The 12891-nt window shown below is 42.9% G+C and carries 13 protein-coding genes; 9 read left to right on the forward strand and 4 right to left on the reverse strand.

Going from position 1 to position 12891, the window contains the following annotated elements:
- Window positions 1-645: 645 nt before the first annotated feature.
- The gene (locus KXD93_RS02110) at window positions 646-1158 is read right to left on the reverse strand and encodes an SHOCT domain-containing protein (RefSeq protein ID WP_258135209.1); all 513 of its coding nucleotides are present in this window, start codon (window positions 1156-1158) and stop codon (window positions 646-648) included.
- A 307-nt stretch (window positions 1159-1465) separates the two neighbouring features.
- Here KXD93_RS02110 and KXD93_RS02115 point away from each other — a divergent pair, with 307 nt between their 5' ends.
- A complete protein-coding gene (locus KXD93_RS02115; RefSeq protein ID WP_258135210.1) occupies window positions 1466-2086 on the forward strand; it encodes a hypothetical protein in 621 nt (206 codons plus the stop codon).
- Between the two features lies 1 nt (window position 2087).
- On the opposite strand, the gene KXD93_RS02120 is transcribed toward KXD93_RS02115, so the two are convergent.
- Window positions 2088-3239, reverse strand: a complete 1152-nt coding sequence (locus tag KXD93_RS02120) for a glycoside hydrolase family 88/105 protein (protein ID WP_258135211.1) — start codon at window positions 3237-3239, stop codon at window positions 2088-2090.
- A gap of 110 nt (window positions 3240-3349) precedes the next feature.
- Between KXD93_RS02120 and KXD93_RS02125 the strand changes: the two genes are divergently transcribed.
- The 4 genes from KXD93_RS02125 to KXD93_RS02140 all read left to right on the forward strand — a co-directional run bounded on the left by KXD93_RS02125 (window position 3350) and on the right by KXD93_RS02140 (window position 7908).
- A complete protein-coding gene (locus KXD93_RS02125; protein ID WP_258135212.1) occupies window positions 3350-5173 on the forward strand; it encodes a beta-L-arabinofuranosidase domain-containing protein in 1824 nt (607 codons plus the stop codon).
- Window positions 5174-5218: 45 nt separating this feature from the next.
- The gene (locus tag KXD93_RS02130; RefSeq protein ID WP_258135213.1) at window positions 5219-6121 is read left to right on the forward strand and encodes a helix-turn-helix domain-containing protein; all 903 of its coding nucleotides are present in this window, start codon (window positions 5219-5221) and stop codon (window positions 6119-6121) included.
- A gap of 64 nt (window positions 6122-6185) precedes the next feature.
- Complete coding sequence (locus tag KXD93_RS02135; RefSeq protein WP_258135214.1) at window positions 6186-7040, forward strand: SDR family NAD(P)-dependent oxidoreductase; 855 nt, start codon at window positions 6186-6188, stop codon at window positions 7038-7040.
- Between the two features lie 55 nt (window positions 7041-7095).
- Complete coding sequence (locus KXD93_RS02140; RefSeq protein ID WP_258135215.1) at window positions 7096-7908, forward strand: SDR family oxidoreductase; 813 nt, start codon at window positions 7096-7098, stop codon at window positions 7906-7908.
- Here KXD93_RS02140 and KXD93_RS02145 read toward each other — a convergent pair.
- A complete protein-coding gene (locus KXD93_RS02145) occupies window positions 7905-8702 on the reverse strand; it encodes a 5'-nucleotidase, lipoprotein e(P4) family (protein WP_258135216.1) in 798 nt (265 codons plus the stop codon). The genes KXD93_RS02140 and KXD93_RS02145 overlap by 4 nt on opposite strands.
- Before the next feature lie 148 nt (window positions 8703-8850).
- Between KXD93_RS02145 and KXD93_RS02150 the strand changes: the two genes are divergently transcribed.
- The 3 genes from KXD93_RS02150 to KXD93_RS02160 all read left to right on the forward strand — a co-directional run bounded on the left by KXD93_RS02150 (window position 8851) and on the right by KXD93_RS02160 (window position 11329).
- Window positions 8851-9291, forward strand: coding sequence for a secondary thiamine-phosphate synthase enzyme YjbQ (locus tag KXD93_RS02150; RefSeq protein ID WP_258135217.1), 441 nt, complete (start codon window positions 8851-8853; stop codon window positions 9289-9291).
- 38 nt (window positions 9292-9329) lie between these two features.
- Complete coding sequence (locus KXD93_RS02155; protein ID WP_258135218.1) at window positions 9330-9911, forward strand: DUF6992 family protein; 582 nt, start codon at window positions 9330-9332, stop codon at window positions 9909-9911.
- 68 nt (window positions 9912-9979) lie between these two features.
- Window positions 9980-11329: a polysaccharide deacetylase family protein gene (locus KXD93_RS02160; RefSeq protein WP_258135219.1), complete on the forward strand. Its 1350-nt coding sequence runs from the start codon at window positions 9980-9982 to the stop codon at window positions 11327-11329.
- A gap of 61 nt (window positions 11330-11390) precedes the next feature.
- On the opposite strand, the gene KXD93_RS02165 is transcribed toward KXD93_RS02160, so the two are convergent.
- Window positions 11391-12425 carry an acyl-CoA reductase gene (locus KXD93_RS02165; protein WP_258135220.1) on the reverse strand — a complete coding sequence of 345 codons (1035 nt, stop codon included), beginning with the start codon at window positions 12423-12425 and terminating at the stop codon, window positions 11391-11393.
- Between the two features lie 101 nt (window positions 12426-12526).
- Here KXD93_RS02165 and KXD93_RS02170 point away from each other — a divergent pair, with 101 nt between their 5' ends.
- Window positions 12527-12880 carry a 4Fe-4S dicluster domain-containing protein gene (locus KXD93_RS02170; protein WP_073400611.1) on the forward strand — a complete coding sequence of 118 codons (354 nt, stop codon included), beginning with the start codon at window positions 12527-12529 and terminating at the stop codon, window positions 12878-12880.
- Window positions 12881-12891 lie beyond the last annotated feature (11 nt).

The following is a 12891-nucleotide window of genomic DNA, read 5'->3' on the forward strand; positions in this document are numbered from 1 at the left end:
TGAATAATACTTGCCGCTAAATATATTGAATCTTTTTATGGGTGAGACGCGACGGGTGCATTTCAAATTGTTGCTCCCTGAATTTTTAACTAAAGGCCTTGTTAGGTTATTTATAGTCCGTCCCTTGAAAGGCTACCGTGTACCCCACAATTTTTAAGAATACTGAAGGACAATGAGCCGTAGGCTCTACCGCTTTGTAGAAAAACGTTGATTAAGATTTTTGCCTCATAGAGGCTACCCAGCCGTTAGATTTGTAACCACCGTACTCGCATCGTGCCAGAAATGATGGTAAAGGGTAGCCACCTACGGGGCAAAATATCTCTCTTTCTATTAGCTACAAAGCGGTAGACCCTATGGGTCAGGAAAAATCTGCCTGGCAAAAAGATGCAGGTACACGGTAGCCTTAAAAGGGACGGCAATGAATTAGTTAGTTCTTGTTTCATTGCCGTCGGTTTTAACCGACGGGTTAGAGAACAAAACAAATGTCGGCTTTAGCCAAATTTAGCATGTGGCATAGCCGCAGATATCGAACCTGGTGCCATAAACCATTTGCGTTTCGTTTAAATAGTAAGCCCGGTATGAAAATACCCGACGGTAAAACTTACGAAGTTTTCGAAACTTCGTAAGTTTTATTGGTCAAGAAAATCATTCTCCTAAAAGCTTCTTCTTTTGCGCGTTATATTCAGCCTGGGTAATCCCTCCGGCATCCAATAGTTTTTTAAGCTTCAGCAACTCATCGGCAACCCCAACATGGCTGGCGGCATTTGATCCTGCGGCAGTGCAAGGGGTTACCTCACAGGCGGCAATTGCCTCAACAATCCAGATGTCGTAATTATTCAATCCCCCGGTTTTTGTTGTAAATATGATCTTCTCGCCTCCAGAAATTTGTGAAACAGATTTAATCTTTTTAATGATGGCATTGGTAAGCGAAAAGTCCTTGCGGGCATTCATCTCATTGCCATTACGACGCGGCGGTAAAAATGATGGCTGGGTTACCTGGATATATTTAAAATTACCATCAGGCATTGATCCCATTCCTACTTTAACCGTATCGCCTATATGATAGGTTTTTCCATTAGGCGCTTTATATTCTTTAAGGGTTTGGCAAATTGCCGTAACAGGCAACAAGGTAATCATGATAAAAAATAGCTTCTTCATTTTGGTAATATTCAGGTTTTTATAAGTACAAAATAGGTGTGCAATTGTTTATTAAATATACAGCATAAAATCTATAGCCAGGTAATAATGAAGTTGATAAGCGGAATTAACTTTTATGCCGGGTGGCAATAGCTCACCCTGATCAATCGCGAAGTCACTAACCCTCGTTCACATCCGTACGTATCATTATATCAAAACCGTACGATTGTTTTAGGTAAATTAGCTTAAAAAATTATTAATCAGATGTTTATGTAGATGGCATATTTATTGAAGCCTTATTGTATATGGGCGTTAACTCAATCAAATCATGAAAATCATTCTTGCCGCAGCGTTATTCCTTATCATTTCAAATTGTTTTGGCCAGGTAAAAAAGATAGACGACTTTGCTGTTTATAATCGCGTATTGACTATTAATAACGATGGCAGGGCATCTGTCATTCATTTAAATGAATCAGCAAATAATGGTGTTGCGTGGATAAAAGGCATGAAATTTACCAACGGAAATATTGAATTTGATGTAATGGGTAAAGATGTTTTACAACAGAGCTTCGTAGGGGTTGCCTTTCATGGGGTTAATGATACCACTTATGATGCAATTTATTTCCGGCCATTTAATTTCAGATCAGCAGACCCGGAAAAGAAGGTTCATCATGTCCAGTATATCTCTGATCCGAAATTTGAATGGATGAAGCTACGCGCTGAGTTTCCCGGCAAATATGAAAAAGGCATAACCGTACCACCCGATCCCAATGGTTGGTTCCATGTACGGATAGCGGTGAAGGGAAAAAAGTTCAGCGTATTTGTTAACGGCGACGCAAAGCCATCCCTTGAAGTGGAGCAACTGGTAAAACTAACTGGGGATATGATAGGCTTTTGGGCGGGTAATGGTTCCGGAGGCGATTGGAAAAATCTGCGAATCAGCAACTAAACTACTTTATTGCCGGGTGATGGCTCACATATTTATATAATTCCGACCCTGTAAGCAAAAATGCACCAACTCCATAAACTTCTGCACTGTTTTCGGTAACCATATCCGGGCTGTCTCCAATGCGCTGCACATAACCGAGCATCCCGTTCGGGTGAACAGAAGACGTAAGCGCGGCCCACGCCTTTTTAACAACCGGTAAATATGTTTTCTCATCAAGCAGGTTATGGTTTAGCCCCCAAACCAGCGCATAGCAATAAAAACCTGTGCCGCTTGTTTCCTTAACAGGGTAACTTTCCGGATCTAATAACGAGGCGTGCCAGCTGCCGTCCGGCTGCTGCAGCGACGCTATCCTGGCAGCCATGTCCTTATACAGCGTTTCAAAGTTCGACTTATCAGGATAATTTGCAGGCATATTTTCCATCACCCTAACCAACCCAGCCAATACCCAGCCGTTCCCCCTCGACCAAAATACCTTTTTGCCATTTTTCTCCTTCCTGTTCAGATAGCTGCCGTCCCTGAAATACAAGTGTTCGGTGGGATCATAAAGGTAATTGGTGGTTTTCCACCAAAGTTTTACGGCTGTGTTTAAATACTTAGGATCTTTGGTTGCCGTACTTAAATAGCTTAAAGCCGTCGGCCCCATAAACAGTGCATCGCACCATGCCCATTCGCGCGATGCAATGTTATCCTTCCATTCCAGCGATTCATCGTGTGGTTTATCTAAAATGCTATCAGCCAATTTTATAAACGGGGCGATCATTTTTTTATCATGATACCTTGTATATAACAATGAATACGTTTGACCAATGCAATAATCATCAGCCATAAAACGGTTGCGGCCGGTATTCCAGTTCAGGTCGCTTCCAATCTTGGTTAACGCTTCCAGGTATTTATCATTTCCCTTTATTGCACCCAGGGCATAAAAGCCGGTATAACACGCGGCATTTGTCCAGTCTACCGGCGGATGGTTAAATCCTTTTGTATTCCATTCGTTCAGCTGCCAGTCAGCAACCTGGCGCATGATATTTAAAATGTTTTCCTTTTTTAGGGTAGAGTCCTTTGTAGCCGGTATTCCCTTAGCATGAGGTATATACAGGCTAAAAAATAAAACTATTGACAGTAAACACGGGATTTTAGTTTTTACAGCTGGCATTGTTGCTTTAATTGGTAGATGCTAAAGATAATGCAAATTGAAATTAGATGGCGCGATCAACCTAAATTTCAAGTCTAAATTGTGGTATATTTATCATAAATATCCTGCACATGAAAAAACTTTTTTACCTGCTGCTTTTTATTTTTACAGGCTCGCAAGCCACAAGTGCCCATAAAATTTACGATCCAATTGCTCCCAACAAAATAACAGACAGGTATATTCCTGCTTATTATCAAAATATCGGCGGCCTGCTTGGCTACCGGATGAACATTAATCTTGAAAAAAGGCTACTGCAAATAGATTCAGCCACGCTTTTATCCGGCTTTAAAAAAAGGCCGGGAGCGCAAACCTGGATAGGGGAGCACGTTGGGAAATTCCTGTTCTCCGCATCAAAAACTTACGCCTATAGCCACGATCCTCGAATAAAACACCTGATGGATGACATGGTGCAAAAATACATTGCCTGCCAGATGCCGGACGGTTATTTAGGGACATACCTGCTGAAGGATCGCTGGACGGAGTGGGACGTTTGGGCGCATAAATATGCTATTATCGGTTTGCTAAACTATTATTCGGTTACCGGTTATCAACCCGCGCTGGAAACCGCCAAAAAGGCTGCCGATTTGATCTGCAGAACATTTGGCGACGACCAAGGCAAACGGGACCTGATGTTAGCCGGGGATCACAATGGCTTAGCGCCGGGCAGCATCCTGGAACCAATGGTTGACCTGTACAGGTACACCGGCGACCAAAAATACTTCGATTTTTGTAAATACATTCTGAGGGCTTACGAGCAGCCAACCGGCCCGAAGATCATTGGTCAACTGGAAAAATATGGAGACGTAACAAAAGTGGGGGACGCGAAGGCTTACGAAATGTTATCCTGCTTTTTAGGGATCCTGAAATATTACAAATTGACCGGGGAAGATAAATACCTGAAACTTTTACAAACAGCCTGGACTGATATTGCAACGCATCGTTTGTACATAACCGGTACATCAAGCGATCACGAGATCTTTGTTGCGCCCGGCATTCTTGGTGCTGAAAATAAAAATGATATGGGCGAAGGTTGCGTAACTGTTACCTGGATCCAGTTTAACCTGCAATTGCTGCAAATTACCGGGGAAGCCAAATATGCAGAGGAATTAGAGAAATCGGTATATAACCATTTGCTGGCGGCTGAAAATCCGCAAACGGGCTGTGTAAGCTATTATACCGCGTTACAGGGCGCAAAACCTTACCGTTGCGACCAGGGATATTCCTGTTGTTTATCGAGCGTTCCCCGCGGCATCTCGTTAATTCCGGAAATGCTGGGCGGAACCATTGATCATGTTTTCACGGTACTGATGTATGAAAATGCGGAGGCAACTACAGATATCACTACTAATGATAATTCAAATATTTTGTTGAAGATAAAATCGACGACCAGTTTTCCATTGGATGGCAAGGTCACTTATGTTGTAAACCCTGCGAAAGCGGCAACCTTTACCATTGATTTTCGGGTTCCTTTGTGGGCGAAAAACTTCGTGGCTAGAGTCGGGAACGAAGCGTATACCGGTAAAAATGGCCAATTGTTAAGTGTTAACCGGGTGTGGAAACCGGGCGATAATGTGGTCGTTTCATTTGATATGCCGCTGGAGGTTTTGCCCGGAGGTATGTCATATCCAAATGCGGTTGCCTTTAAACGCGGCCCCCAGGTATTGGCGATAGACCAGGGATTAAACAAAGGGCTTACATCATTAAAGATGGTTGATTATGTAAATAGCACATCTCAACTAAGCGACACAAAATCGGCATTGCCAGCAGATTGGGGATGGAAGGAGGCCTATAGCCTGCAAATGAAGGTTGGATATAAAACCCAAAGTATTATTCTTGTACCATTTTCGGAAGCGGGACAAAAATCAGCGGACATTGAGGTGTGGGTCAAACATTAATTTAGCTATTTGTGTTGATTGGTTTGAATTGTGTAACTTTGCTATATGGCAAACACCGAAACACTCCAGGAGTTTTATCAGAACAAATTCAATTGGCTGCCCGAAAATCTTAGCCAGGATATTGGTCATTTTAACGTTTTCAGGATTGAGGATTGCACCGGGCCTAACGCTACACCTGTAAAATACAGCCGCCGCGACTTTTACAAGATCAGCCTGTTTAGGGGTAAAACTATTTATCACTATGCTGACAAAAGCATTAATGCCGATGGCACTACGCTGATCTTCTTTAATCCACAGGTACCCTATACGCTTGAATCGATGTCTGGCGACCGGACCGGGTACTTTTGCATCTTCAGGGAATCGTTTTTCACCGAGATGCTGCGGAATAACATACATGAATTGCCGATGTTTGCAATAGGAGGTGAGCCCGCTTATGCACTGAACCTCGAACAGGATAAATACGTAAGTGATTTGTTCGACAAAATGTTGAATGAAATACAATCAGACTATAAATTTAAATATGATCTGCTGAGGAGCTATGTAACGGAGCTTATTCATTATGCGCTTAAAGTTTCTCCCACAAAAACACTTTATCAGCATCCCGACGCAAACTCAAGGATTACCTCTGTTTTTACTGAATTGCTTGAACGCCAGTTTCCTATAGAATCACCATCCCAGCGGTTTACCCTGCGGTCTGCTAAGGATTATGCATCACAATTGGCTGTTCATGTAAATCATCTCAACCGGGCCATTCGTCAAACCACAGGCAAAACTACCACCGAACATATCTTTGAGCGCCTTACCAGTGAAGCTATCGCCCTGTTAAAGCACACCAACTGGAATATATCTGAAATAAGTTATAGTCTTGGGTTTGAAGAACCCGCCCATTTCAACAACTTTTTTAAAAAACAAACTAATTCAAGGCCATCTGTTTATAGAATTGTTTGAATTTTGTAAGTATTGGTTTGAATGATGCAAGCGCTTGCCCTCCGGCGTGCCGTATTTTTGTTGTATGAAAAACGACAAAATTATTGAAAACAAAGTATGGTTTGTTACAGGCGCTTCCAAAGGATTTGGACTGAGCCTAGTAAAGCAGCTACTGGCAGCCGGGCATAAGGTAGCAGCTACCTCGCGTTACGTATCCAGTCTTGTTAAAGCTGTGGGTGATATATCTGACAACTTTTTACCACTGTACGTTAACCTTGCCGATGAAAAAAGTGTTGCGGAAGCTATTCAAATAACCGTTGGTACCTTTGATAAGATAGACGTGGTTATAAACAATGCCGGTTACGGCATAGGTGGCAGCGTTGAAGAGCTAACGGACGAGGAAGCGCGTGAAAGCTTTGACATCAATGTGTTCGGTACATTGAACGTTATCCGCGAGGTGATGCCTTTTATGCGCGAAAGGAAATCGGGGCACATTATTAATATTTCTTCAATAGCAGGTATTGCTCCAGGAACAGGCTGGGCTTTATATGCAGCCACAAAATTTGCGGTGATCGGCTTATCAGAAGTATTGGCAGATGACGTGAAATCAATGGGAATAAAAGTTACGGTTGTGGCTCCGGGTGCGTTCAGAACTAATTTCTTAACCGGGGATTCGTTAGTAATGACTAAAAAGCCTATTCATGATTACCAGGAGGTAAGAGATTCGCACACCCGATACCTTCAAATGGATGGCCACCAGGCCGGCGATCCGGAAAAGGCTGCAGCAGCAATGATCAGCCTTGCTGATGATGATAACCCTCCCGTCCATTTACTTTTAGGAGAAGATGCGTACACCCGGGCAATGACGAAGCTCGGCGTTCTTGAAAAGGAATTTCGTTTGAACGAAGAATTGTCAAAATCGATGGCTTACCAGGGCTAAAGGATTCAACAGCCAAAAGCTGGAATATTAAAATACCTTTGTGCTTTTATAAAGCATGATCGTTAGTATTTTAGGGTGTGGGTGGTACGGAAAAGCGTTTGCAAAAACGCTGTTAGCGCAAGGCGTATCCGTCAACGGTTCTGTCACTTCTGCTGAAAAATTAAATTCGCTTGGTGAATTGGGTATCACCCCATACGTAGTTAGCTTTAAGTCAGCAAGCAAAGATTACGATCCGGAATTTTTTAAATGCGATATTCTTATCATAAGCATCCCGCCGAAAACGAGGCAAGGCGAGGCAAGCGATTATCTTCCTAAGATAAATGGGATAATTGAAGCCATTCTTAAATATCAAATAAAGAGGGTAATTTATATCAGCTCGACCGCTGTGTATGGCGACATTAACAGTGAGGTCGACGAGTTTACGGTACCTTTACCTGATACCGAAGCAGGCAAAATATTGCTGGCAGCCGAGCGGCATCTTCAGCACCAAACATCATTCAAAACAACTATACTCCGTTTTTCAGGATTGGTTGGGCCGGGCAGGCATCCGGGACGTTTCTTTGCAGGAAAAGCTGATATCCCTAACGGAAAAGCTCCTGTTAATCTTATTCACCTTGATGATTGCATTGGTATTACACTTGAAATTATCAACAAGAATGCGTTTGGCCTTGTAGTCAATGCCAGTTCACCCGATCATCCAACCAAGGCTGAATTTTATTCAGAATCGGCAAGGAAGGCTGGCTTGATAATCCCTCAGTTCCGCGATGAGCTAACCGGGTGGAAAATAATCGGCAGCAGGGCAATAAATGACGTACTTGGCTATAAATTCAAAGTCTCATCATGGAAGGATTGCTCGTTTGATGATTAGTCGGTCTTAATGTTAGCCCTTATAATCGAATCCTTTTGGGCGCCGCTTAGCTTATTATCATACTTGAACAAGGAACTTTCCCAATCGCCATAACTTATGTTTGGTATAATAATATACTTGTTGCCAAATTGGGCTCTTAATTTTTCGGTAGCAGCATTCCTGCTTTCTTCAGTAGGGTGATTATCGTATAAGGCATCAAAATCGGGAAGGTTATCACCGCATAGCAAGATTATCTCATGGGTTTTCAAAACATCAAGTCTGCGCTGTTCCTTGCTTGATGTTTTGGCCCTTAATATCACATGTTCAGCATCTGCGTAAGGCAAATGATAACGCGCAAGGTTTTTCATGGTGCCCGGAAGTTCGTCCTCATCGCGGTTGGTGATATAATAAACCGCAACTCCTTTTGAAGCAGCGTATTTAAAAAACGATGGCGCTCCGGGCACGGTATCGCAAATGCCCCTGCTCGTCCATTCCTTCCAGGCTTTTAAATCAAACTCCTGGTTGTTCAATGCGCGTTGGGCATCGTAGGGACTGTTATCAAGTAGCGTCTCATCAATATCGGTAACCACCGCATATGGTTTTTTATGATGTTTTCGCAAGGCTTCGTTCAAGCGCAGGCAGGCAATATTATAGGCCTGGAAGCATAATGCCTTGTATTCTGCCGCCCTTTGCTGGTAGACAGAAGCCCACACCTTCCCGTTATTGGCAATTGAGGCGGGTAAATTTTGCCCGGTTTGTGCAAATGCCGCGCAAAACAGGAACGATAAAAAAATAACTAAAAGGCACTTTTTCATACCGGGATGTTAACGAAATATAAATAATGTGTAAATGTAATTAATGTGAGTATGTTTGAAATGCTATTGTTGCATGATTGTTACTCCACGAACATTTTACGTGGTACAAATATTGCCCTTATTTGTATATTCTTATTCGAGTTTTATAATGAAGATATTTCAGCAGGCGTTGCAGTTAAAGGAGCGAAGGAGAGGATTTCACCTGATAACATCCGAGGTTACCCTCGCACTGCCGCAAATCAGTGAATTGGCTGTAGGCATTTGCCAGGTTTTTATTCAGCACACTTCGGCTTCACTTACCATTAATGAAAATGCCGATCCTACGGTACGTAAGGACTTTGAAATGTACTTTAATAAAACCGTACGGGAAAATGATCCTGATTACCAGCACGACGATGAAGGCCCCGATGATATGCCTGCGCACCTTAAAGCCGCCATTTTAGGGAGTTCGGTTACTATCCCTATCCGCAACGGGCGCCTCGCCCTTGGCGTGTGGCAAGGCATATACCTGTGCGAACACCGGGATAATGCAACGCCCAGGAATATAATAGTTACAGCCTGGGGAAGTGACGACCAGTCAATAGGTTAGATAATTTAATTCAGTAACTTGCGGCACAATTGATATCTATGAAAAGAATCTTTACCGCTTTGCTGCTTATTATTTGTTCGGGCGCCTTTGCCCAGGATTCCCTTAAAGTATTTAACTACAACCGGGTTAATACAACAAGAGCCGGCATGGAGGTTTTGGGAAGTTGGGGAATCGCAAACGTTGGTATTGGTATTGCCGGTTTGTCGAACTCAAAGGGAGGAGCTAACAGGTCGTTTTATAAGATGACGACCATATGGGGAGCGACAAATTTACTTGCCGCAGTTATTGGTACCCTGCAGAACGACCAGAACCTGTCACTCAACGGGCAGGCCACCTTGGCGGCCCAACGAAAAATAGAAAGAACCTTTCTTATAAATGGTTGCGTGGATGTAGCTTATTTAGGTGTCGGAATCTATCTTAAACAAAGGGGCGATCATAAAAACTTCTCCGATTTAAAGGGCGATGGTTCTGCTATAATAGTTCAAAGCATATTCCTTTTAATATTTGATGGAACAATGTATTCTACTCACAGGCATAACGGAAATAAGCTGAGGCGATTTTTAGAGAAGAACCCTATAGGCTTTACCGGAAAGTCGGTTGGCATTAACTTCAACATGTAATCCGTATCTTGTTTTGTAAAATTTACGTTATTGCTATTAATACGCCTTAATTCAGTTAAATTTGAGTTATGCGCGCAGTAAATACCCCTCTTAAAGGCTTTCTCATTTTAATGATCTTATGCCTGGCGACTATTGTAAGTAAGGCCCAGCAAGCCAAAATTGGCCAAACCGAAATTACGAAGTGGCAGGATGGTAAAAACGGTGCACTCTCAATTACCTACGACGATGGTTCCATCAACCAGTTCAAATACGCCCTGCCGATAATGGAACGTCTTAAACTACCGGCCACATTTTTCGTGATAACCGGCGGCATTCCCGAGTCAAAATATCATGGTAAATTTATTGGGCGCTCCGTAAAAACTATAATTAAGGAATCTGCTACCATCCCAACAAATGAGCATAATTTTCTTGAACGCTGCTCCGCCGGGGGGTATTTAGGCTATAAAGGGACTATCAGTTATGTTACCAAAGCAGCCAGTCTTTATGACGAGGCTAAAACAAGGGAAGAAGGTATTAAGGTGATGGATGAGCTTTACCGGAAGGTACGTAATGGTGAGTTTCAGCCGGGATATCAGCCCTGCGACGAGGTTTTACAGGAGGATGGCCTCACCTGGGAGGACTTAAAAAACTATGGGGGCCGGGGATATGAAATTGCCAGCCATTCCATAACCCATGCCAGCATGCCGGGCCTCGATTCTGTTAATATCCAATATGAGCTAGAGAAAAGCAAGGAGGAGATCCGGGATAAAATGGGGGCGAGGTACACTTTTTCGGCGGAGGTGCCGTACGGATATGAAAATGAGCGGGTAATGAAGATTGCCTATAAAATTTATCCGGCGTTACGTAACCGGATGCCTGAGCCCTGGTTAAAGGAGATTGATCGCGCCAGCAAACAAACGCCCGGCAGTACAAATAAAGATTATATCCAATGGCAGCGTGGCGCAACTACCAAAACGCCATTGTCGTTAATGCAATCGTGGGTTGATACCGCTGTTGCAAAAAATAATATCTGGCTGGTATTGGTAATCCATGGCGTTGATAACCTTGGGTATGAAGCTTTGCAACACACCATGCTTGATGAATATTTTCAATACATTAAGGTGAATCAAAAAGAGCTGTGGATTGCAACTTTTGGGGATGTTACGCGGTACATGCGCGAACGTGAGCACAGTAAGGTAGAACACGAGAAGAAGGACGATAAAATACTTATTACGCTCACGCAATCGCTCGATAAAATAATGTACGACCTGCCGCTCACCCTAAAAACGTATGTGCCCGCCGACTGGAAGAAAGCCTGGGTTTGGCAGGGAAAGCGGATGCAAAGGGTTGATGCGGCTAAGGACGAAAAAGGCTCCTACGTTTTATACCAGGCCTATCCCAACGGAATTGCATTGTCGTTATCCGGGAAGGAGAATTGACTTTTGGTTGACGGTTAATAGTTCATAGCCGCTTCATTGAGATTTTGCCATGAACCATGATCTATGAACCATGAACTCCCAACAAGAACCCCATCGTATCCACGTTATCAGCATAATCCCATAGAGCGGGCTGTTGGCTCATTCCAAAATCAACTACCTGGCTACCAGATTTTATTGGTGCAGCGCTAACTATACATTGAATGTTGTCGCTTTGTTGCTGCAAAAGATCTTGTACCGATTGCAGGTCATCATAATATTCATAAAATAACACAGAAAGGGGAGAGGATAGTGACGGGTTTTCCTTTAGCAACAGGAAGTTGTTGTCCAGGTGCTGTTCGTTACCTACCAGGTATATAGAGCGGTTATAACCATAATTGTTGTTGTATTTATTATGGTGGATGATCGGGTTAAATGACTCGATAGATTCAAAAAAAGTGTTGAAACGATATCCCTTCGGTACCATTAACTTTGATACACTACGGCAGCCTAAACCAAAGTAGTCAAAAATATCATGCCCAAGCTTTGATAACTGATCAGTAGTTTCATCACCGGTAAGCACGGCAATGCTGTTGCGGTTTTTGCGGATGATATTCGGCACTTTGCCAAAGTAATAATCAAAATAGCGCGATGAGTTATTGCTGCCGGTAGCGATAACGGCATCGAAGTTCTCCAGCCGCTCAACCAAACTGTATTGTTCGGCGAAATATGGCTCGATATCAGCCAGGATCTGTAAAATGTGCTTGATAAGCCGGGAATCCTGTGATGATGTCTTTATCAACGCAAAATTTCCAGAAATTAACACACATAAAACATCATGAAAACCTACCAGCGGAATATTCCCTGCCAAAATCAGCCCTATTTTTTTAATAGATCTATCGCCTTCAATGGTATAATTGTTCAACCATGTGCTTAGATCCTCCTTGTTTAACATCCTGCTGATAGCGTCTATAGCTTCGGTGACGCTTTCTGGAGTAAACCAGGCGTTGTATTGTTTTTCTGTTTCTATTAATGCTAATAACTCCTCGTCAGGGGTGGATAAGCGGTTTCCAAGGGTGGCAAAGATCTCTATTAATTGCGTTTTAGTAAATTTTGACATATATATGGTAAGGATTGAAACCCTTAAAATCTTTTTTTTGTTATATTTGCATGTTTGTTAACAGCAGGCAAAGTTATTGAGATTATAATATTAAAAGAACGATGGCGATTAAAATCACCGATGAATGTATAAATTGCGGAGCTTGTGAGCCGGAATGCCCTAATAATGCTATTTACGACGCGGGCGCTGCCTGGCGCTTTTCTGATGGTACGGGATTAAAGGGCGTGATTGATTTTGGCGATGGGAACACGCTGAGTGCGGAAGAAACACAAGCCGCATTATCTGATGATATCTATTATATAGTTCCTGATAAATGTACTGAATGTGTTGGTTTTCATGATGAACCGCAGTGCGCCGCAGTTTGTCCGGTTGATTGTTGTGTGGATGATGAAGATATTCGTGAAACGAAGGAAGAGTTGCTGGCCAAGAAAGAATGGCTTCATATGGGAGAGTAACAAGTCTGTTA

It is taken from the genome of Mucilaginibacter phenanthrenivorans (assembly GCF_024721155.1).
GTDB lineage: Bacteria > Bacteroidota > Bacteroidia > Sphingobacteriales > Sphingobacteriaceae > Mucilaginibacter > Mucilaginibacter phenanthrenivorans.